The following is a 21569-nucleotide window of genomic DNA, read 5'->3' as shown; positions in this document are numbered from 1 at the left end:
AGAGAGGAGGCCCGATGGACCGGAAGACAGCGGAGAATTTGCTGCGCGGCAGCGTCCCCGGGCACCCACTGGCTGACGTCCTGTCCGCGGCGAAGGCGCCCGCCACGGACCGGGAACTGGCCGGGGAAGCAGCCGCCATGGCCGCGTTCCGGGTTGCCGCTCACTCCCCCGACACGGTTATCACCCGGAGAAATCCCATGCTCAAACTTTTGAGCCTCAAGGTCGCGGCGGCCGCCTTCGCCACCACCGCGACCGTCGGCGGCGTGGCCCTCGCCGCATCCACCGGAACGATCCCGAACCCGATCTTCGCGTCGTCCTCGGCCAAGCCGTCGCACTCGAAAGCGTCGCCGAGCGTGTCGCCTCACCCGAAGCCGTCGTCCGCGTACCCGCGGCCGTCCGGATCGGCGTCGGGGCCGGCATCGGGTTCTCCGTCGCCGAAGCGCCTCGCTGATCTCTGCAAGGAGTTCGACGGGCGGGACTCCGACGGCCGGCGGGAGGCTCTCGACGACGATCACTTCGGTGATCTGGTGAAGAAGGCCGGCAGGAAGGACCGGGTCGAGCGCTTCTGCTTCGACTTCGGCAAGCCGCGGCCCAGCGGCAGCTTTTCTGGGAAGCCTCAGGTCAGCGTCAGCGCGCGGCCGGGTGGCAACCCGGGCGGTTATCCCGGCGGCGACTGGGACAACGAGGGCAGATAAAAGCTGGCACCCGGTGGATCGGATCAGGGGAACGGGCGGTCCATCGGGTGTCTTTTAAGGTCGGCTGACAACGGGGTCGCCCCCACCCCAGCGTAGGCAGCCGAACCAGTCAGGCGGCGGTGGTCCTCACTCTCCACGGGGAGGATCACCGCCGCCTGGCGTCGTTCTAGAGGGCGCCCAGGTAACGCTGACGCTCGTACGGCGTGACCTCGCGGCGGAACTGCTCCCACTCGGCCCGCTTGTTGCGGAGGAAGAAGTCGAAGACGTGCTCGCCGAGCACCTCGGCGATCAGCTCCGAGCCGGCCATCACGTCGATCGCCTCGGCCAGGTTTTCCGGCAGCGCCTCGTAACCGGCGGCCTTGCGCTCGGCCGGGGAGAGCGACCACACGTCGTCCTCGGCGCCCGGAGGAAGCTCGTAACCTTCCTCGATGCCCTTCAGACCGGCACCCAGCATGACGGCGAACGCCAGGTACGGGTTCGCGGCCGAGTCGATCGAGCGGACCTCGACGCGTGCCGAGTTCGGCTTGCCGAACGCGGGAACGCGGACCAGCGCCGACCGGTTCAGGTGGCCCCAGCTCACGAACGCCGGCGACTCGGTGATCCGGTCCGGCAGCTGCAGCGGGAAGAGCCGCTTGTACGAGTTGACCCACTGGTTCGTGACGGCTGTGTACTCCCGGGCGTGCACCAGCAGACCGGCGATGAACGACCGGGCCGTCTTGGACAGCTTCTGCGGGTCCTCGCTGTCGTAGAAGACGTTGCGCTCGCCCTCGAACAGCGACAGGTGGGTGTGCATGCCGGAGCCGGGCTGGTCGGTGTACGGCTTCGGCATGAAGGTCGCCTTCACCCCCTGGGAGAGCGCCACCTCCTTGACCACGTGCCGGAACGTCATGATGTTGTCGGCGGTGGTGAGTGCGTCCGCGTACCGCAGGTCGATCTCCTGCTGGCCGGGCGCGACCTCGTGGTGGCTGAACTCCACCGAGATGCCGATCCGCTCCAGGGCCAGCACGGCCTGGCGGCGGAAGTCGCGCGCCACGGCGTGGGTGGTGTGATCGAAGTAACCGCCGGTGTCCACCGGGATCGGCACCGAGCCGTCGTTCACCCCGTCCTGGATCAGGAAGAACTCGACCTCGGGGTGCGTGTAGAAGGTGAAGCCCTTCTCCGCGGCCTTGGCGAGGGACCGGCGCAGCACGTGGCGCGGGTCGGCCCAGGCGGCGCTGCCGTCGGGCAGCAGGATGTCGCAGAACATCCGGGCGCTCTCGCCGCTGACGCCGCCCTCGAACGGGAAGACCTGGAAGGTGGTCGGGTCGGGCATGGCGACCATGTCCGACTCGTAGACCCGGGCGAAGCCCTCGATCGCCGAGCCGTCGATGCCGATGCCCTCTTCGAAAGCCGACTCCAGCTCCGCCGGGGCGACCGAGACGCTCTTGAGCGTGCCCAGCACATCGGTGAACCAGAGACGGACAAAACGGATGTCGCGCTCCTCGAGTGTGCGAAGCACGAACTCCTGCTGTCGGTCCACTTCCACCCCTAGTGCCGTTATCGATTCTCATGCCGAGACTACGCTGACCACCGCCTGTGACGTGCTCCTGGGTCGGGAACGAAAGGCCCGGTCTGGGGGAACAATAAGGGCCATGCCCACGCTGCGCATCGCCCTTGCCCAAGTGAACTCGACAGTCGGTGACATTCACGGCAACACCGAGGCGGTGCGCCGCTGGTCCCGCGAAGCGGCCGGCGCCGGAGCGCACCTGGTGGCCTTCCCCGAGATGATGCTGACCGGGTACCCCATCGAGGACCTCGTCTTCCGCAACTCGTTCGTCGCGGCATCCCGGCAGGCCCTCGACGACCTGGCGGTCTCCCTGGTCGGTGACGGACTCGGCGAACTGGCCGTGGTGGTGGGATACGTCGACGCCGACGGCCCGGCACACACCAGCTCCGACGCGGTTTCCGGCAGGGGCCGGCGTGACGCGTCCGCGCTGCTCTACGGCGGCCAGGTCGTCGCCACGTACTTCAAGCACCACCTGCCGAACTACGGCGTGTTCGACGAGGACCGGTACTTCGAGCCGGGCTCTGAGCTGACCGTCGTGCGCCTCGGCGGCGTGGACGTCGCGCTGACCGTCTGCGAGGACATCTGGCAGGCCGGAGGCCCGTTCACCGCGGCCCGGCGAGCCGGCGCCGGCTTGGTCGTCAACATCAACGCCTCACCGTACGAGTTGAACAAGGACGACGTACGCCTTCCCCTGGTGCAGCGGCGAGCCGCCGAGGCCGGTGCGACTGTCGCCTACGTGAACGCGGTCGGCGGGCAGGACGAGCTGGTCTTCGACGGCGACTCGATGATCGTCTCGCGGGACGGGGAGTTGCTCGCCCGGGCCGGACAGTTCAGCGAAGGGCTGCTCGTCCACGACCTGGAGCTGCCGGCTGCGGACGCGGCGCCGAACGCGGAGGGCTCGACCGATGCGGCGAAGCCACTGGTCGAGCAGTCGATCCCGGACGAGATGGCGATCAAGCGGGTTTCGGTCCTTTCCGACTTCGCGGTTTCCGGCGCCTCCAAGGACGGCGGCATCGCCGAGCGGATCTCCGACGAGGCCGAGATCTGGGCGGCGCTCACCCTCGGGCTGCGTGACTACGTCGACAAGAACCGCTTCCGCTCGGTGATCCTCGGGCTCTCCGGCGGCATCGACTCGGCGGTCGTAGCCGCCATCGCGGTGGACGCCCTCGGCCCTTCACGCGTCTTCGCTGTGTCGATGCCGAGCGGGTACTCGTCCGAGCACTCGAAGGACGACGCCGCCGAGATGGCCAAGCGCACCGGCATCGACTACCGGACCGAGCCGATCCAGCCGATGGTCGACGGGTTCCTGGCGAACATGTCGCTCTCCGGCCTCGCCGTGGAGAACCTGCAGGCGCGGGTCCGCGGCGTGATCCTGATGGCGCTGTCGAACCAGGAGGGCCACCTGGTGCTGACCACCGGCAACAAGAGCGAGCTGGCCGTCGGTTACTCCACGCTCTACGGCGACTCGGTCGGCGGATTCAATCCGCTCAAGGACGTGCCGAAGACCATGGTGTGGAAGCTGGCCCGCTGGCGGAACACCCAGGCGAACGCCCCGATCCCGGAGAACTCGATCACGAAGGCCCCGAGTGCCGAGCTGCGCCCGGACCAGAAGGATTCGGATTCGCTGCCGGATTACGAGGTCCTCGACCCGATCATCAAGGGCTATGTCGATCACGACATGGGCCGGGCTTCGCTCGTCGAGGCCGGCAACGACCCGGCCCTGGTCGACCGGGTGCTTCGCATGATCGACCTCGCTGAGTACAAGCGGCGGCAGTCCGCGCCGGGTACCAAGATCTCCGGCAAGGCTTTCGGTCGTGATCGTCGCCTCCCGATTACCAACCTGTTTCGAGAAGGTGTGAAAACCTCCACTGACCTCTGACCGGCGGGCGGTCTCCGGTGCGACTATTTGCGCACCCGGGGACCGCATCCGCGCGGCCTCGAGGGAAGGAGATTTACGAAATGTCGGAAATTGCCACGCTGTACGGCGGCCCGCCCACCCGACGCGTCCGCACCCGTGACCTGATCAACGCGAAGGTCCGCGGCGACCGCTGGCCGATGCTCACGTCGTACGACATGTACACCGCGTCGATCTTCGACGAGTCCGGTGTGCCGGTCCTGCTCGTGGGCGACTCGGCCGCGAACAACGTCTACGGCCACGAAACCACTTTGCCGGTCACCGTCGACGAGATGTTGCCGCTGGTCAAGGCCGTCGTCCGGGCCACCAAGACCGCGCTCATCGTCGGCGACCTGCCGTTCGGCAGCTACGAGGAGGGCCCCACCCAGGCCCTGCGCACCGCCGTACGGTTCATGAAGGAGGGCGGCTGCCACGCGGTCAAACTCGAGGGCGGCCGGCGCGTGGCCCCGCAGATCGAGGCGATCACCGGCGCCGGCATCCCGGTGATGGCGCACATCGGCTTCACGCCGCAGCGTGAGCACACCATCGGTGGATATCGCGTACAGGGCCGGGAGAACGAGGGCGCCGAGGTCATCTCGGACGCCCGCGCGGTGGCCGACGCCGGCGCTTTCGCGGTGGTCCTGGAGATGGTCCCCGGTGACGTCTCCAAGCAGATCACCAAGGAGCTGCAGATCCCGACCGTTGGCATCGGCGCCGGTCCGGACACCGACGCCCAGGTGCTGGTCTGGCAGGACATGGCGGGGCTGCGTACCGGCAAGGCGCCGCGCTTCGTGAAGCGTTACGCCGACCTGTCGGGCGCGCTCACCGAGGCGACCCGGCAGTTCGCCGCCGAGGTCAGGAACGGCGAGTTCCCGGCCGCGGAGCACACCTTCTAGATCAGGCTTGGCTGGTCAGGCTTGTTCGAATCGCACCGTTCGGGTCGCCCGGTCCGCCGTCACCAGGCGGACCGGCACCCGGCGACCCAGCGGCAGGTCACCCGTGCACCGCGCCCGAACGGCCGGCTCGTCGATCGCGATCATCGCGGACGCCGGCCGTTTCGCACCGGCCTCGTCCCGGTCCAGCACCGCCGCCTCGAACGTCTCACCCACCCGATGCTCCAGCAGCACCGCCTCGGCGAGATCGATCGCGCCCCGATCCGCGGCCGAGGCGATCCGGTCGGTGCTCGACATGGCCTTCGGCAGTTGGGGCAGTGCTTCGCGGGCCCAGTCCGGAACGTCGCGCCCCTCGTGCAGCGCCAGGCAGACCTCGGTGGCGTAACGATCAGCGAGCCGCCGCAGCGGAGCCGTGACGTGCGCATAGGGCGCGCCGACGCCACCGTGGCCGGCCTCAGCCGGACGCTCCTGCTGGTCCGGCACCCCGAACGCGGTGTAACCCGCGCCGCGCAGCAGATCAGCGGCCTGGTTCAGGGACGCCGCGCCTCGCGGTGTGCCCGGGTCGACCGCCGCGATCACCCCGCCGACCGAGGTGCCGTCCGGCCACGGGATCCCCAGCGGGGCCGCCGCGGCGCGCAGTTTGGCGACCGCCTCCGGTTTCGGTGCCGGCATCGTGCGTAACAGCCCGATCCCGCCGTCCAGCATGATCGACGCCCCGGCCATGCCGGTGAGGAGTGAGATCTGCGCGTTGTGCTCCTCGGCCGCCAGCGGCGCGCGCAGCACCAGCGTCCAGCCGTCGCCGTCACGTTCGAGTTCCTGGGACGGCAGCGGAAGGTTCACCGCGCCCCGGGCCGACGCCCGTTTCGCGAGCAGGGTGCCGATCTCCGGCAGCAGCGCGTAGGGTTCCGCGGCCGTGCCGGTGTCGATCTCCTGCTGCACACTCACGTAGTCCAGCTTGGCGCGGCTGCGGATCCGCGCCCGCTCCAGCGTGACGCCGACGGTCTCACCGTCCGCGTCCAGGTCGATCGTCCAGACCACCGCGGCCCGCTCCACGTCCGGGAGCAGGCTCACCGAGTCTTCGCTGAGAACCGGCGGGTGCAAAGGGACACGTCCGTCGGGCAGGTAGATGGTCTGTCCGCGTACCCAGCTCTCCGCCGCAACCGTCCCGCCTGGCGGGACAAAAGTCGCAACGTCGGCGATGGCGTAACGAACCCGGTAACCGCCAGCTTCTCGCCGGCTCAAATGCATCGCCTGGTCGAGGTCGCGCGACGTGGCCGGATCGATCGTCACGAATGGCACATCCGTCAGATCCGCACCCGCCGGCCGCGCGGCCCGGGCAGCGGCCTCCGCCTCCGCGAGAACGGCGGCCGGGAACTCGTCCGGCAAATGCAACTCCCGCCGCAACTCGGAGAAGTCGATCTGCGGCGCAATGACCTTCTTGATCGGCACCCGACATTCCTATCAGGCCGGGAACAACAAAGCGGGCCACCCCTCACGGCGCGGCCCGCTTTCTGGTTGCGCTTTATCGCCTGCGTTGCGCTTTTTCTGGGGTACGGGAGACCCGGCCCGACTTGGCCGCATTTCCGGCCGGGCTGCCAGCCCTGGCGGCGGCGGATTTGTTGGAGCTGGTCCGACCGGGGGCGCTCTTGACGGTCGAGGCCTTGGGCGCCGCGGTCTTGGCGTTGGAGGCTTTGGCTTTGGCGGTTGTCGCCTTGGTCGCGGTCGCCTTGGCAGCAGAAGCCCTGGTCCCGGTGGCCTTGGCAGCCGTCGACTTAGTGGCCTTCGTCGGGGTCACCTTGGCAGCCTTGGCCGCGGTCGCCTTCGTAGCCTTGGCCGCGGTCGCCTTCGTAGCCTTCGCCGCCGTCACCTTCGCCGCCGTCACCTTGGCAGCCTTCGCCGCCGTCACCTTGGTGGCCTTCGCCGCCGTCACCTTGGTGGCCTTCGCCGCCGTCACCTTGGCCGTGCTCGCCCGAGTCCCGGCCGTCTTCGCTGCTTGAGCCTTCGTAGCCTTGGCCGCGGTGGTCTTGGCAGCGGTCGCCTTAGCGGCAGTGGCCTTCTTCGCCGCAGTCGCCTTGGAGGTGGAGGCCTTTGCAGCCGTCGACTTGGCTGCCGTCGACTTGACCGCTGTCGCTTTGGTGGCCTTTGTCGGGGTCGCCTTGGTGGCCTTGGCTGCGGTCGTCTTCACTGCCTTGGCGGGAGCCGCCTTCGCAGCCCGGCCACCAGCAGCCGCCTTAACGACCGGCGCGGCCTTGGCAGCAGCCACCCTGGTCCCAGCAGTTTTGGTACCGGAAGCCCTGGCCGCGGTCGCCTTGGTCGCGGTCGCCTTGGTCGCGGTCGCCCTGGCCGCGGTCGCCTTGGTCGCAGTGGCCTTGGTTCCGGTGGCCTTGGTCGCGGTCGCCTTGGTCGCAGTGGCCTTGGTCGCAGTGGCCTTGGTTCCGGTGGCCTTGGTCGTCTTCGCCGCAGCGGCCGCAGCCTTGTTCGCAGCTGCGGTCGCCTTGACCGCAGCCGTCTTCGCGGCCGTCGCCTTCGCAGCGGTGCTCTTGGTCGGGGTCGCCTTGGCCCCGGCGGTCTTGGTCGCTGTCGCTTTGACCGCTGTCGCCTTCACCGCGGTCGCCTTGGCCGCAGTCGTCCGCGCCCCCGCACCGGCCGCCTTCGCTGCCGTGGTCCTAGGCGCCGCCTTCGCACCCGCCGACTTCACACCCGCCGACTTCACACCCGCGGCTTTCGCACCCGCCGACTTCACACCCGCGGCTTTCGCACCCGCCGGCTTCACACCCGCGGCTTTCGCACCCGCCGGCTTCACACCCGGCTTCACACCCGGCGGCTTCGCACCCGCGGCCTTGCGCACGGTCTTCCTCGCGGCGGCACCGGTAGCCGGCACTGCCGCCGCAACGCTCGCCGCCGGTTCGGCGACGGGTGCTGTTCCTCGGGCTACCTTCGCGCCGGCGGTCCGGGCCGGGCCGGCCTTCGCCACCCGAGCACCCGCCGACCTGGCGGACGAGGCAAGCGTCGCGCCATGCCGTACCTCGAAGTCGCCGTGCGCGATCGGCGCCGCATCCTCCTGCAGCACCGGCTCGACGAAGACCGCGGCCGACGTACTCCGCCGGCTCGCCGCCCAGTCGTCGTCATCGTCGTCGTCCTCGGCGACCGGCTCGCCCGGAGCCTCCGGCGTCTCGTCGTCCTCGGCGTCATCCGACGGCGGCTCGTCGCCGGCCCGCGCCCCGTTGCCCGCGTCCGGCCCGTTACCGACCGCCTCGAGGTCCGGACGGTCAGAACCCCACTGGTCGGAACCCGCATCCGGCGTCGCCGGCCCGGAGTGCCGCGGGAACCAGCCACCCGCGTACTGCACGTCATCCCCCTGGCTCGGGTCCACCTCGTCGAGCTGACGAAGCTCATCGGTGGAGACCGTCACCTGCGACTTCGGCGAACCGCTCATCGCCGCGGCAACCCGCCGGCCGGCAGGCCGGGCGGCACCAACCTTGGCCCGGCCGGAACGCGCCGCCGGAACAACAGCCTTAGAAGCAACAGCCTTAGAAGCAACAGCCTTCGAAACAGGGGCCTTCGAAACGGGGGCCTTCGAAACGGGGGCCTTCGAAACGGGGGCCTTCGGCGCGACGACTTTCTGCGCTGCGGCTTTCCGCGCGGCCGGCTTCGGCACGACGGCCTTGGCGGCCGCCGGCTTCGCCGCAGCCGCCTGCTTCTGCTTCACCACGGCCGGCTTGCGCGCCGCGGTGGTCCGGCCACTCTGGGGTACGCCCCGAGCAGCCCTGCCTCCAGCAGAGGAACCGCCGGCGCCAGCCACCACACGGGCGACCTGCTTCGGAGCAACCGCCCGGCCCCCGACAGCCTTGGCAGCAGTCGTCTTCGCAACGGGCTTCTTCACGGCCGAGACCTTGGCCGCAGGCGCCTTGGCAGCCACCGACTTCGCCGCAACCGGCTTCTTCGCAACTGGCTTCTGCACGACCGGCTTCGCCGCGGTCTTGCCCACCGACGCCTTGACGACAGCGGACTTCCCGGCGGCAGCCTTGGAAGCAGCGATCACCTTGCTGCCACTCGCGGACCGTACCGTCGTGGGCTTGGCAGCCGCGGAGCGTACCGTCGCTGCCTTTGACTTTGTGGTTGAAGGCCGCACAGCGGCGGGCTTGGCGGATGCGCTCTTGCCCGCGGCGGACCGGGCAGCCGGCTTCGTGGCCGGCACCCTGGCAGTCACGTTCTTACCGCGGCCCGGCGCGGCGGCAACCGTCTTGGCCCCTGCCACTGTGGACCCATTTCTCGCGGCAGCACCCTTGGACACGGCCGCTACGGCTCTGCCTGTTTTCGTCGGTGCGGCCGCGCGTGCGGCGGGCGCCGAACGGGCGGGCGCCGCCTTACCGGCCGGCGTCGCACCCTTGCGGGCGGGCGCGGCGGACACAGCGGGTCTCATCGTTGCCTTTTTGGCAGCGGGCATCGAGGTGTTCCTCCTTGCGAATGACTGCGGGCACGTCGGCGCCTGGAGACGGCACGACTCCGGTTAGGACAACGAGCCGTGAACCGGATCGATCCGTGCGATTAGCTGGCTTCCCCCGTCCAGCGGGCGTCCTCGGCATCCCAGTCGGCATTGCGCTTCTCGACTTTGTCGAGTGCCCGCGTAGCTTCATCCGCCGTGGCGTAGGGACCGAGCCGGTATTGGGCGGGACACACCTGGTCGCCGCTCTCAACCCGGTGGTCGCGGAGGCACCAGAAGTAGCCTGCTCCGCCGAGCCCACTGTCGTTCATTCCATCACTGTGCCGCCAAAAACGGCCATGCGCTACCGATTCGCGCAAAAAGTCCTAAATTTCCATCGAAAAAAGGCACCACCCGTTTCCGGGCAGTGCCTAATTCGGAGAAAAGTCAGCGCAGCTCGGCGGCGACCAGCTCGGCGATCTGGACCGCGTTCAGTGCGGCGCCCTTACGCAGGTTGTCGTTCGAGATGAAGAAGGCGAGGCCGTTCTCCGCGGTCGGGTCGACACGGAAGCGGCCCACGTAGGACGGGTCGCGACCGGCGGCCTGCAGCGGTGTCGGCACCTCGGACAGCTCCACGCCGGGAGCCGAGGCGAGCAGCTCCTGCGCGCGGGCCGGCGACAGCGGCCGGGCGAAGCGGGCGTTCACCTGAATCGAGTGGCCGGTGAAGACCGGTACGCGTACGCAAGTGCCGGAGACCAGCAGCTCGGGGAGATCGAGAATCTTACGGCTCTCGTTGCGGAGCTTCTGCTCCTCGTCGGTCTCGAAGCTGCCGTCGTCCACGAACGAGCCGGCCTGCGGGACCACGTTGAACGCGATCGGCTTCGGGAAAACTCGGGACTCGGGGAACTCGACCGCGGAGCCGTCAAGGGTGAGCTCGGTGGCCCGGTCGGCCACCTTCTTGATCTGCTCGTCGAGCTCAGCGACACCGGCGAGGCCGGCACCGCCGACCGCCTGGTAGGTCGTGGCGACGAACGAGACCAGCCCGGCCTCGTCGTGCAGCGGCCGCAGCACCGGCATGGCCGCCATCGTGGTGCAGTTCGGGTTGGCGATGATGCCCTTCGGCCGGTTGCGGGCCGCGTCCGGGTTCACCTCGGCGACGACGAGCGGCACGTCCGGGTCCATCCGCCAGGCGGAGGAGTTGTCGACGACGACCGCGCCGGCCTCGGCGACGCGGGGGCCGTACTCCTTGGAGCCGCCCTTGCCCGCCGAGAAGAGCACGATGTCGAGCCCGCTGTAGTCAGCGGTCGCGGCGTCCTCCACGGTCACCTCGCCGGTGCCCCACGGCAGGGTGCGGCCCGCGCTGCGAGCGGAAGCGAAGAGACGGAGCTGGTCCACAGGAAAGGAGCGCTCGGCCAGGATCCGGCGCATGACGCCACCGACCTGTCCCGTCGCACCCACGATGCCGATCCTCATAGACACCAAAGTACGGCCTGAACTGCGAACAAAGAAATCTTGTTGTTCAAAATGTGGGATCAATGTCCCACATTCAAGGATGACAGGTCTAGCTTCGAAGGCATGGCGACGTACACGCACGGGCACCACGAGTCGGTCTTGCGCTCTCACCGCTGGCGCACCGCAGAGAATTCGGCGGCCTACCTGTTGCCGCATCTTTCCTCCGGAATCTCCCTGCTGGACGTCGGATGCGGCCCCGGCACCATCACGGCCGACCTGGCGACGCACGTCACACCCGGTCGCGTCACCGCGCTGGAGCGCACCGCCGAGGCGCTCGACCTGGCCCGGGCCGAGGTGAACCGGCAGTCGCTGACGAACGTGGACTTCGCGGTCGGCGACGTCCACGCGCTCGACCTGCCGGACGACTCCTTCGACGTGGTCCACGCCCACCAGGTGCTGCAGCACGTCGCCGATCCGGTGGCGGCGCTGCGCGAGATGCGCCGGGTCACCCGGCCGGGTGGCGTGGTGGCGGCACGGGACAGCGACTACGCGGGCTTCCACTGGTACCCGCTGGTCCCCGAGCTGGACCAGTGGCTGGCGCTGTACCAGCGGGTCGCCCGGGGCAACGGCGGCGAGCCGGACGCCGGCCGGCGGATGCTGGCCTGGGCCCGGGCGGCCGGCTTCACCGACGTCACCGCGACCGCCAGCGTCTGGGGCTTCGCCACCGACGAGGACCGTCAGTGGTGGGGCGGCATGTGGGCGGACCGCATCCTCAAGTCGGACATGGCGGAGACCGCCCTGCGAACGGGCGCCGCGACCGAAAGTGATCTGCGGCGGATCTCCGACGGATGGCGCGTCTGGGCGGACGACCCGGACGGTTTCTTCGCCATCCCGCACGGCGAGATCATCTGCCGGGCCTGAGCGTCACGGCCTGTTTCACACAGGCTCCCTCGGGTAGACCGGCAGCAGACCCGGCGGCGGGGGTGCGATCCGCCGCCGGGCACACCGTTACCTGATCGGTTGACGGCGTGGCCGGTCCAGCAGGCCGAGCAGCAGTTCCAGAACGTCTTCCTCGTCCAGGCCGTGCACACTGCGGCAGGTCAGTGCGGGTGTCGAGTCGTCGAGACACAGCGGGACGAGATCACCGCCGGCCTCGGTGATCCGTTGCCAGTCCGCGGCGGCGCCGGGGTGCTCGGCGGAGAGCAGAACGAGCACCGGATCAGAGCCGGAGAGCGCGATGAGTAGCCGTTCCACGAAATCGGTGCGCGCGATGTGCACATCCACGGCGTAGCCTGCCGCCCGTAGTTCATGGGTGATCCACTGCGCCCATGGCCCGTCAGCGACTGCGTACGAGACGAGGATAGGCACGTCCTCAGCATGACGCAGGCGAGTCCACATTGCTTTCCTGGCTTTGATGTCCGTCGCTGGGGTGGTGTGAGAATGTCGTCCGTTGACGTGCAACTTGCACACTCATAGTGTCGGTGTCGTGACGCGCGGTGGACCCTTGAAGGAACAGGGCGACCTGGTCACGGAAAAAATGCTGACAAAGCATCCGCAATCGAGGAGCGCTCGATGACTGTCGCGATCGGGATCAACGGGCTCGGACGGATCGGGCGAAGCTTGACCCGGATCGTGGCCGCCATGCCACAAACCGGGGTGGAGATCACCGCGGTGAACGACATCGCGTCGACCGAGAAGCTGGCGTACGGGCTACGGCGGGACAGTCTCCGCGGCTCGTTCCCCGGCACGGTGACGGCCCGGGGTGAATACCTCGTGGTCAACGACCGCCTCATCAGGACCTTTCACCATGAGCGTCCGGAGAGGATCCCGTGGGCCGAGGAGGGTGTGGACGTCGTCATCGAGGCCACCGGCCGCTTCCGGGCCGGCGGCGCGGCACGCTCGCACATCACCCACGGCGGCGTCCGCAAAGTGGTGATCAGCGCGTCGGCCGACGACCCGGACGCGTTCCTGGTCTTCGGCGCCAACCACGGCAGCTACAACCCCGCCGTGCACGACGTCGTCTCACCGGCCTCCTGCGGGGTCAACGCGCTCACTGTGATGGCGAAGGTGCTCCTCGACCGGTTCGGCCTCCGATCGGTGCACACGTCGGTCATGCTGGCGACCCAGGGATGGCAGCGGGTGCAGGACGCGTCCGTCGGCACGTCCCGGGACGACCCCCGGCTCGGCCGGGCCAGCGCGGACAGCATCATCCCGCACAACCACGTGGTCGGTGACCTGGTACGCGTGGCCCTGCCCGAGATCGGCGAGATGCGCTACAGCTACTACTGCGTGCCGACGCCGATCGGATCGCTCGCCGAGGTCTCCGGGATGACCGACCGGCCGGTCTCGGCCGAGGAGGTCAACCGGGCGATGGCCGAGGCAGCCGCCGGGCCGCTGCGCGGGATCCTTGCGTACGACCCGGACCCGACCGTGTCCATCGACGTGAAGAACAACCCGGCCTCGTGCCTGTTCGACCCCTCCGGCACGCAGACCACCGCGGACGGCGGCGTGAAGGTACGCGGCTGGTTCGACAACGAGTGGGGCTTCTCGAACCGATTACTCGACCTGGCTCGGCTGGTGGGCGAACGGTTACCCGTACCGTCGAGTCATGTGAGCTGGAGCGCCGCCTAGGGTGGTCGGCATGATCTCTTCGGAAGATGTGCGAGCGGCAGCGAAGCGCATCGACGGCCGGATCCGGCGCACCCCGGTGATCAACGCCGGGCCGGACCGGTGGTTCAAGCTCGAACACCTGCAGCATGCCGGGTCGTTCAAGACCCGCGGCATGTTCAACCAGATCCTGGCCGGTGCCGAGCGCGGCGCGTTGCCCGCCGCCGGCGTGGTGGCGGCGTCCGGTGGCAATGCCGGTCTTGCTGCCGCGTACGCGGCCCGTGAGCTGGGCGTTCCGGCCGAGGTGTTCGTACCGGTCACCGCCCCGGCGGTGAAGGTGGCGAAGCTCGGGAAACTGGGCGCCCGGGTGGTCCAGGTCGGTAATGAGTACGCCGAGGCGTATGCGGCGGCGACTTCTCGCACGGACGCGCTCTTCTGCCATGCCTATGACGATCCGAATATGGTCGCAGGTAACGGGACAATCGGGCTTGAACTACTTGATGACCTGAAAAATCTCGACACAGTGCTTGTCGCGGTGGGCGGCGGCGGGCTCATCGCCGGAGTGATCGCCGCTCTGCGTGATCAGGTCCGCGTCGTGGCCGTCGAGCCGTCGTCGTCGCGGGCGCTGAACGCGGCGCTGGAGGCAGGCGAACCGGTCGACGTCGCCGTCTCCGGAGTGGCGGCCGACTCCCTCGGGGCGCGCCGAGTCGGAAATATCGCGTTCGAGCTGGCTATCAGCGCAAATATCACGTCGGTACTCGTCGACGACGACGCGATAGTCGAGGCCCGCCGCCGGCTCTGGGAGGACTACCGGATCGTCGTCGAGCACGGCACCGCGGCGGCCCAGGCGGCCCTGTTGTCCGGTTCTTATCAGCCGGCGCCGGGCGAGAACGTCGCCGTGCTCCTCTGCGGAGCCAACACGAATCCGTCCGATCTCGTCTAAAAGGTCCGGCTGAGCTGCAAAGCTCGGACCCGTGACCAGTTTTCGCCGCTTCGCGCTCGCGGTCTGCGTGATCGGAATGCTCGTCCAGCTCCTGCTCACCGCGTACTACCTGGGCATGGGACACAAGGCCGCGCCGCACCACCTGCCGGTCGGCCTGGTCGCCACCGGCGAGCAGGCCGAGCAGGTCACCACGATGCTCGAGGCCGAGAACAAGTTCGAGGTCAACGAGTTCGGCTCGGCGGACGCGCTCACCACCGCGATCCGCGAGCGCGAGGTGTACGGCGGTGTCGACCTCACCGAGGACACCCCGATGCTCTACCTGGCGAGCGCCGCCGGAGCGTCCGCCGCGAGCCTGCTGCGAACCACGTACACCAGCGTGATGCAGCAGCAGACCGCGGAGCAGCTGACCGCGCTAGCCGCGGACTCCACCGAGATCACCGTGGCCCAGGCCGAGGTGCTGATCACTCCCCCGTCGGTGACCGATGTGGTTCCGCTGCCGGCCGACGACGTGAACGGCGTCTCGCTCGGCTTCCTGACCCAGGCCCTGTCGCTGGGCGGCTCGATCGCCTCGATGGGTCTCGGCCAGCTCATCCCGAAGGCCCGCCGGTCGTGGAAGCGCGGCGCCGCCCACCTCGGCCTGCTGATCCTGTACGCGATCGGCTCAGCCGCCGTGGTGCTCTGGTCGATGAGCTGGTTCAACGTGGGTGAGGGCGCCGACGCGGTGGAGATGTTGCTGATCTTCTCGCTGATCTCGCTCGCGATCACCGGGTCGACGGCCGGGGCGGTGGCCCTGATCGGTCCGGCCGGCGCGCTTGTCGGCATCTTCTACTTCACGATCGGGACGGTGATCTCCGGGGCCAGCATCCTCCCGGAATTCCTGCCCACGTTCGGCCGCCGCCTCGGCGAGAACCTGCCGACCGGCGCCGGTGTACAGGCCGTCCGCGACAACCTCTATTTCCCGGATGCCCCGATCGGCAGCCACCTGCTGGTCCTCACGCTGTTCGCGGTGATCGGCTGTCTCGTCGTACTGATCACCAACATCCTGCCGAACCGGCGGGACAGTACCTCCGAGATCGATCTAGGGCTGTCCGAAAAAGCCTAATGAACCGGAGCACGCTGTCGATCCGTACTTGACTTGAAGTATCAAGTGCAGGGGAGAAAGCATGCCGGTCCGTACGCGCGTCACCGTTCCGCTCGAGTTCGCCGATGGCTACCAGACCACGGCCGAGGTGATCACCTTCACCGGTTTGGCCGACGGCAAGGAGCACCTCGCCCTCGCGCTCGGCTCCTGCGCTGCCGGGGACGTCCCGCTGGTCCGGATGCACTCGGAATGCATGACCGGTGATGTCTTCGGCTCCCAGCGCTGTGACTGCGGCCCGCAGCTGCGCGAGGCCGTCGAGCGGATCGCCACGACCGGCGGATACCTGCTCTACCTGCGCCAGGAGGGCCGCGGCATCGGCCTTTACGCGAAGCTCGACGCGTACGCCCTCCAGGACCTCGGCATGGACACCTACGAGGCGAACCGGGCTCTCGGCCACGGCGACGACGAGCGGGACTACACGGCCGCGGCGCAGATGCTCGACGCGCTCGGTGCGCGGACGATCGACCTGCTCACCAACAACCCCGACAAATCCAGCCAGCTGCGCGACCTCGGCGTCGAGGTCCGTTCGGTACGCCCGACCGGCGTGCACGCTTCGGCGGCGAACGTCCGTTATCTGGAGGCGAAGGTGTCGCACACCCAGCACACGATCGACCTGAACCTGGCCCCCGCGTCCTAGACGCTGTTTCCGGGTTCTGGCTTTTCCGGGTTCTGGCTTTTCCGGGTTCTGGCTTTTCCGGGCGGAGGCCTCAGATTTCCGCCCGGGAGCCGAACGGTTAGGGCGTGGGTATCGAGGGAGTGAACCAGCGCATCGCCGACATTCAGAGCCGGATGATCGCGATGCAAACTCAGCAGGCCGCCACCACGGCAACCCGGTCGGCCACGTCGAACGCCAGCGGCGCGAGCTTCGCCAGCCAGCTGCAGTCGGCCGTGGCTTCCACGCAGGGCACGGCCGCCGCGGAAAAGACGTACAAACTCAACGGCAAGGGCGTCCCCGAGGAGCTGGTGGCGTACGGAAACGGGAAGATCCCGGACGACGCCCTCACCAAAGTGGGCGAAACCGGCCACAAACTGTGGGCACCAGCCGCCGAAAACCTCAACCGCATGATCGAGGACGCCAAGCGCGAAGGCGTGAAGATTGGCATCACCGACTCGTACCGCCCGTTCGAGGAACAGGTGGACCTGGCCCGCCGCAAGGGTTTGTACTCACAGGGCGGCCTGGCCGCCAAGCCCGGCACCAGCGAGCACGGCTGGGGCATGGCCACCGACCTGGACCTGAACGCCAAAGCCCTGAACTGGATGCGCACCCACGCCAAGGACTACGGCTTCACCGAAAACGTCCCCCGCGAGTCCTGGCACTGGGCCTTCCGCCCCAAAACCGCCTGAGCCCCCACCCCCGGCCGCACAACACAGCGACCCGCTGCCCAGTGCGGCAACCCGCTGCACAGCACGGCGCCCGGCTGCACAGCACGGCGACCGTCCGGTACAGCCAAAGGCCGGCTGTCATTCACGGCTGCCAGCTGCACGCGAGGGCGACCACGCCGTACAGCCGCCGTTTGTGCGGGTTGTCGCTCAGGGTCCCCGGGCTCGCGATCATCTTCGGCTGGCCGTCACTGCTGTCTCGTGCGCGTTTTGACGGCGCTTACCCCTGATGGTCAATTCAGTGATTCGGCGACAGTGTGAGGTTGCGCCGTCGGGCCGGCCCAAAACTCACAAGATCAGGGCCCACCCAGTCGTTGGCGTAGCTCCGCCGACCGTTTCATCGCTTTTGTGGCATACATCCTGGGCGCCCCTCGCCAGATAGCGCGGACAGCCACCGCTGCGGACGTCAGTGCCCGTGGAAGCCGCCGCCGGGACTTCGGGGCTCGGAGAGCCACATGGCGTGTGGATGGGAGCGCACGGATGCTGGGTTTGGCGTAGGTGAGGCCGCACAGTAACGGTCTGTGTGACTTCATCACGGCCAGGGCGTGGACCAGGGCACACGGTGGCGTTATGTGCGACGTGACCCACCCTGCGATCTGCGGCAGGGGCCGGCCGGACCTAGCCAGCAGGGTCAGCGCTGAGAGAGCTGTGGCGGCCGGCCGGGCTCGCTGGGTCACCCCGTTGAGCGGGACAGGGGGTCACGGCACGTAGCATGGTGGGCGCGACGGACGAGTCGGCTGGGCGGTCGCGTTGGTGCCTTCGGGCACCGCCGAGGAACGTCCGGACTCCGCAGAGCAGGGTGGTTGTTAACGGCAACCCGGGGCGACCCGCGGGAAAGTGCCACAGAAAACAGACCGCCGGCACGCACCTAGGTGCGGCGCCGGTAAGGGTGAAACGGTGAGGTAAGAGCTCACCAGCACCCCGGGCGACCGGGGTGGCTCGGTAAACCCCACCCGGAGCAAGGCCAAGCAAGGCCGCTGCCGCAAGGCGGCGACCGGCGCAGGCGTTCGAGGGCTGCTCGCCCGAGCCTGCGGGTAGGCTGCTCGAGCCTGCCGGCAACGGCAGGCCTAGATGGATGGCCGCCACCGGGGTCTCGATCCCGGCCACAAAATCCGGCGTACAGGTCGGCTCGTCCGCCGCCTGACAGCCGAAGGGCCCGACGAAACCCCCGTCAGGACGCTCGGTGGGCTGCCACCTCTTCGGTGTACATCACCCTTGTCTGGTTGAGCATCTGGTCCAGCTCGGTTTGCTCCGTGCGTACCCGGGCTCTCTCTGCGGCCTTGGCCGCCCGGGACCTTGCGCCTTCCTCTGCCACCCTGGCGGCCTTGGCCGCCGCTGCCTGATTCGCGCGCCGAGTGGCCGCGGCTTTCGCGGCGCGTGCCTTCGCCACCTCCGGATCAAGGCGGCGGGCGGGGCGCATGTCGAGTGTTGCCTCCACCTCGCGGGCCTCGATGGCGGCGAAGTCGGGGCGGATCTTGGCGGCTACCCATTCGACGCCGGCTACCAGGCCTACCACCAGGGCGAAGATTACGCGCAGGCCCAGTGGGCCGGGAGCGGCGAAGTTCACCGCCGCGGAGATGATCACCACCACGGCGAGGATCTTCATGGCGGCGCGTTTGGCGTCGGTGGCCATGCCTGCGGTTTGGCTGACCGTGAGCATGGAGAGCATGGCCAGGTCGAAGACGGCCGGGACGATCCAGGCGAACATGCCGGCGCCGAGGCTGACCAGGAAGTGGGCCTGGTGCAGGTAACTGGCGGCCAGGGCACCTATCAGGATCAGGTTGTTGGCCCGCTTGATCGTGCGGATGGCCCTGAGCATGCCGGGGACGGCGCCCTTCGCGTACTCAGCGGCGAACTCCTGGGTCAGGGTCATCATCGGGTAAGGACCTCGAAACGAAAGATAAGGCCTCGATACGAGAAATAAGGACCAAAGGCGACGCTTGGGACAGACGCTACCGGAGGGACGTGAGCTGCACTCCGATTCGGAAGCAATTGTGAGCGACAATGGCCGCCGTGAGCAGGGAGAGTTCGTTGGCACGGGCAGCCGCGACGTTCGAGTGGGGCTGGTCAGCCGACGAGCTGGAGCGGCTGGTCGAGGCCGCCGGCTGGACCTGGCGTGAGCCGTCCGAGGGTGCCGTGACCTGCGACTTCGGCAGCAGCGCCGGGGCTTTTGTGTTCCGCGGCGAGGTGACCGCCGTCTACCAGAACCTGGTGGAGCACGACGATGCCGACGTCCTCGCCCGGCGCGACGCCTTCCACGCGGCCGTCACCGAGATGACCACGGCGCTGGGCGCGCCACGGAGCAGGGTGCCCGGAGCGGACCCGAGTGTCGGATGGCACCTGACCGCCGGAGTGCTCGATGTGGTGGACCGGCCGGGCTCTCTGGACGTGTGGCTGCGCCCCGCGCCCCGACGAGCAGCGCCACGTCAGATCAGCCCGTTGCGAAACCCGATCACCAGCGCGGCGCTGGCCGCCGCAGCCGCGTCGCTGCCGGTGGACACGGTGATGAGGATCGGACAGGAGATCACGCTCACGCAGGAACCGGACCGGCTCACGATCACCGTGGCCGGCGACCGGACGATCATCGGCTGGCCGGCCACCGGGAAGGACTATGCGGAATTGGCGGCCGGCCTCGTCGCGCGGTTGCCCGACGAGGCCGGCGTCACCTACCAGCGGATCTAGGTCGACGAGATCTTGTCCGCCGGCGAGACGGGACTGACCCGCGGATCACCCTCGTCGGCCAGGTAATCGTCGGGCGAGGTCGCATCCACCCCCTCCGGCGTCTTCGCGGCACGCAGCACCAGCGTCACGATCGCCGCGACAAGCAGATTCACCAGCACGGTCACGAACCCGACGTAGATCGTCTTCTTGGTGTCGAAGCCGAACTCGGAGAGCGGGAACGCGGACCCGCCGAAATGCGCCCGCCCGGTCGCGGCGTTCGGGATCTGCCAGAGCATCCAGAAACCGAGCGCCATCCCGGCTGCCCATCCGGCGATCAACGCGCCCCGGTGCAGCCAGCGGGTGTAGAGGCCGACAACCACGGCCGGCGCGGTCTGCAGGATGATCACACCGCCGATGAGCTGCAGGTCGATGGAGAACTGCGGGTCGAGGAAGACGATGCAGGCAACAGCGCCGACCTTCACGACCAGCGAGGTGATCTTGGCGACCGAAGCCTCCTGCGCGTGGGTGGCGTCCTTGCGCAGGTACTCCTTGTAGATGTTGCGGGTGAACAGATTGGCCGCGGCGATCGACATGATCGCGGCGGGCACCAGGGCGCCGATGCCGATCGCGGCGAACGCGATGCCGGTGAACCAGGCCGGGAACTGCTGGTCGAAGAGCAGCGGCACCACGGTGTTGTTGTCGAGACTGCCCTCGCGAGCGCCCGGCAGCGGTTTCACCCCTGCCGCGATGGCCATGTAACCCAGCAGGGCGATCAGACCGAGCAGGAAACTGTACGCCGGAAGCGCCGACATGTTCCGCTTGATGACGTCCCGGTTCTTGCTGGCCAGCACACCCGTGATGCTGTGCGGGTACAGGAAGAGCGCGAGCGCCGACCCGAGCGCCAGGGTGAAGTACTGCACCTGATTGTTGGCGTTCAGCAGGATCCCGTCACCCGGCGCCGGCGATGCCTGGAACTTGGCGTCGGCGGCGTCGAAGATCGCACCCCAACCCCCCAATTTGTACGGCAGATACAGCACCGCAACCAGGATGACGATGTAGATCAGCGTGTCCTTCACGAACGCGATGAGCGCCGGCGCCCGCAGCCCGGACTGGTACGTGTACGCCGCCAGAATCGCGAACGCGATGATGATCGGCAGGTGCCGGGCGATCACGCTGTCCCCGGTCACACCCATCGTCTTGAGCACCGCTTCGATCCCGATCAACTGCAGGGCGATGTACGGCATCGTCGCCACGATCCCGGTGATCGCGATGACCAGCGCCAGCGTCGGCGACTCGAACCGGCTCCGCACGAAGTCGGCCGGCGTGACGAAACCGTGCCGGTGCGACACCGACCAGAGCCTGATCAGAATCAGAAAGAAGAGCGGGTAGATGATCACGGTGTAGGGCACCGCGAAGAATCCGGCCGCGCCGGCCCCGAAAATCAGCGCGGGCACCGCGACGAACGTGTACGCGGTGTAGAGGTCTCCGCCGACCAGGAACCAGGTGACCCACCCGCCGAAGCTGCGGCCGCCCAGGCCCCACTCGTCGAGGTGTGCCATGTCCTTCGGCCTGCGCCACTTCGACGCCACGAAACCCATCCCGCTGACCAGCAGGAACAGGAACGTGAAGATGACGATCTCGGTGATGTGATCGCTCATCGCTTGCTCCGCTTGGTCATCTGGTAGACCAGCGTCGTGGTGCCGACGCCGAGCAGGATGAAGGCGAACTGGAGCCAGTAGAACATCGGGAAGCCGGCCAGGCGCGGCTCGTCGTGGTTGTAGAGAACCGTCAGCAGCGGTACCACGATCGGGATCAGGAGCAGCCAGTTCCAGGGGCTTTTATCGGTACGAGGACGTTCCGGCTCGGCCATGTGTATCTCCCGTCTACAACGGTGTGTGCGAGGTCACACTAACGAGACAATGGACGATCGGGCG

General features: G+C 68.4%; 20 protein-coding genes and 1 other RNA gene. 12 read left to right on the top strand and 9 right to left on the bottom strand.

The genetic code is table 11. The features are described from left to right. Positions 1-14 precede the first annotated feature (14 nt). Complete coding sequence (locus ACQP2E_RS06980; RefSeq protein ID WP_433829035.1) at positions 15-695, top strand: hypothetical protein; 681 nt, start codon at positions 15-17, stop codon at positions 693-695. Positions 696-861: 166 nt separating this feature from the next. On the opposite strand, the gene glnA is transcribed toward ACQP2E_RS06980, so the two are convergent. Continuing rightward, a complete protein-coding gene (gene glnA / locus ACQP2E_RS06975) occupies positions 862-2214 on the bottom strand; it encodes a type I glutamate--ammonia ligase (RefSeq protein ID WP_433829033.1) in 1353 nt (450 codons plus the stop codon). Between the two features lie 112 nt (positions 2215-2326). Between glnA and ACQP2E_RS06970 the strand changes: the two genes are divergently transcribed. Beyond that, complete coding sequence (locus ACQP2E_RS06970; RefSeq protein ID WP_433829032.1) at positions 2327-4120, top strand: NAD+ synthase; 1794 nt, start codon at positions 2327-2329, stop codon at positions 4118-4120. 80 nt (positions 4121-4200) lie between these two features. Beyond that, a complete protein-coding gene (panB, locus tag ACQP2E_RS06965) occupies positions 4201-5031 on the top strand; it encodes a 3-methyl-2-oxobutanoate hydroxymethyltransferase (protein ID WP_433829031.1) in 831 nt (276 codons plus the stop codon). Between the two features lie 15 nt (positions 5032-5046). On the opposite strand, the gene ACQP2E_RS06960 is transcribed toward panB, so the two are convergent. Continuing rightward, positions 5047-6477 (bottom strand): RNB domain-containing ribonuclease, encoded by a 1431-nt coding sequence (locus ACQP2E_RS06960; RefSeq protein ID WP_433829030.1) that lies wholly within the window; start codon positions 6475-6477, stop codon positions 5047-5049. 73 nt (positions 6478-6550) lie between these two features. Then, positions 6551-8464 (bottom strand): hypothetical protein, encoded by a 1914-nt coding sequence (locus tag ACQP2E_RS06955; RefSeq protein WP_433829029.1) that lies wholly within the window; start codon positions 8462-8464, stop codon positions 6551-6553. On the opposite strand from ACQP2E_RS06955, the gene ACQP2E_RS06950 reads away from it, so the two are divergent. Beyond that, entirely contained in the window at positions 8427-9542 is a 1116-nt protein-coding gene (locus ACQP2E_RS06950) for a hypothetical protein (protein ID WP_433829028.1), read from the top strand. The two genes, ACQP2E_RS06955 and ACQP2E_RS06950, sit on opposite strands and share 38 nt — an antisense overlap. 34 nt (positions 9543-9576) lie before the next feature. Here ACQP2E_RS06950 and ACQP2E_RS06945 read toward each other — a convergent pair whose 3' ends face one another. Then, positions 9577-9783, bottom strand: a complete 207-nt coding sequence (locus ACQP2E_RS06945; protein WP_433829027.1) for a hypothetical protein — start codon at positions 9781-9783, stop codon at positions 9577-9579. Positions 9784-9898: 115 nt separating this feature from the next. Further along, positions 9899-10924 carry an aspartate-semialdehyde dehydrogenase gene (locus ACQP2E_RS06940; RefSeq protein ID WP_433829026.1) on the bottom strand — a complete coding sequence of 342 codons (1026 nt, stop codon included), beginning with the start codon at positions 10922-10924 and terminating at the stop codon, positions 9899-9901. A gap of 102 nt (positions 10925-11026) precedes the next feature. Between ACQP2E_RS06940 and ACQP2E_RS06935 the strand changes: the two genes are divergently transcribed. Further along, entirely contained in the window at positions 11027-11824 is a 798-nt protein-coding gene (locus tag ACQP2E_RS06935; protein ID WP_433829025.1) for a class I SAM-dependent methyltransferase, read from the top strand. A gap of 87 nt (positions 11825-11911) precedes the next feature. Here the strand turns inward: ACQP2E_RS06935 and ACQP2E_RS06930 are convergent, their stop codons facing one another. Further along, positions 11912-12271 (bottom strand): toll/interleukin-1 receptor domain-containing protein, encoded by a 360-nt coding sequence (locus tag ACQP2E_RS06930; protein WP_433829024.1) that lies wholly within the window; start codon positions 12269-12271, stop codon positions 11912-11914. A gap of 204 nt (positions 12272-12475) precedes the next feature. Here ACQP2E_RS06930 and ACQP2E_RS06925 point away from each other — a divergent pair, with 204 nt between their 5' ends. The 6 genes from ACQP2E_RS06925 (at position 12476) to rnpB (ending at position 18110) form a co-directional block, all read left to right on the top strand. Further along, positions 12476-13534 (top strand): type I glyceraldehyde-3-phosphate dehydrogenase, encoded by a 1059-nt coding sequence (locus ACQP2E_RS06925; protein ID WP_433829023.1) that lies wholly within the window; start codon positions 12476-12478, stop codon positions 13532-13534. A 10-nt stretch (positions 13535-13544) separates the two neighbouring features. Further along, positions 13545-14453 (top strand): threonine/serine dehydratase, encoded by a 909-nt coding sequence (locus tag ACQP2E_RS06920; RefSeq protein ID WP_433829022.1) that lies wholly within the window; start codon positions 13545-13547, stop codon positions 14451-14453. Positions 14454-14484: 31 nt separating this feature from the next. After that, positions 14485-15555 carry a hypothetical protein gene (locus ACQP2E_RS06915; RefSeq protein WP_433829021.1) on the top strand — a complete coding sequence of 357 codons (1071 nt, stop codon included), beginning with the start codon at positions 14485-14487 and terminating at the stop codon, positions 15553-15555. A 61-nt stretch (positions 15556-15616) separates the two neighbouring features. After that, positions 15617-16231 carry a GTP cyclohydrolase II gene (locus ACQP2E_RS06910; protein WP_433829020.1) on the top strand — a complete coding sequence of 205 codons (615 nt, stop codon included), beginning with the start codon at positions 15617-15619 and terminating at the stop codon, positions 16229-16231. Between the two features lie 104 nt (positions 16232-16335). Then, a complete protein-coding gene (locus ACQP2E_RS06905; RefSeq protein WP_433829019.1) occupies positions 16336-16938 on the top strand; it encodes a M15 family metallopeptidase in 603 nt (200 codons plus the stop codon). Positions 16939-17703: 765 nt separating this feature from the next. Further along, an RNA gene (gene rnpB, locus ACQP2E_RS06900) (RNase P RNA component class A) lies at positions 17704-18110 on the top strand. Positions 18111-18145: 35 nt separating this feature from the next. Here rnpB and ACQP2E_RS06895 read toward each other — a convergent pair. Further along, positions 18146-18850, bottom strand: a complete 705-nt coding sequence (locus tag ACQP2E_RS06895) for a hypothetical protein (protein WP_433829018.1) — start codon at positions 18848-18850, stop codon at positions 18146-18148. 137 nt (positions 18851-18987) lie between these two features. Between ACQP2E_RS06895 and ACQP2E_RS06890 the strand changes: the two genes are divergently transcribed. Further along, positions 18988-19656: a DUF6301 family protein gene (locus ACQP2E_RS06890; protein WP_433829017.1), complete on the top strand. Its 669-nt coding sequence runs from the start codon at positions 18988-18990 to the stop codon at positions 19654-19656. Here ACQP2E_RS06890 and mctP read toward each other — a convergent pair. Beyond that, on the bottom strand, positions 19653-21293 hold the full coding sequence (gene mctP, locus ACQP2E_RS06885) for a monocarboxylate uptake permease MctP (RefSeq protein ID WP_433829016.1): 1641 nt from the start codon (positions 21291-21293) through the stop codon (positions 19653-19655). The genes ACQP2E_RS06890 and mctP overlap by 4 nt on opposite strands. Next, positions 21290-21505, bottom strand: coding sequence for a DUF3311 domain-containing protein (locus ACQP2E_RS06880; RefSeq protein WP_433829015.1), 216 nt, complete (start codon positions 21503-21505; stop codon positions 21290-21292). Before ACQP2E_RS06880 ends, mctP begins: the two co-directional genes overlap by 4 nt. Between the last annotated feature and the right edge of the window lie 64 nt (positions 21506-21569).

The organism is Actinoplanes sp. CA-015351, assembly GCF_050955685.1.
In the GTDB taxonomy this organism is placed as follows: Bacteria; Actinomycetota; Actinomycetes; order Mycobacteriales; family Micromonosporaceae; genus Actinoplanes.
Note: the sequence above shows the minus strand (reverse complement) of the source record. Positions and strands in the feature narration are given on the sequence as shown.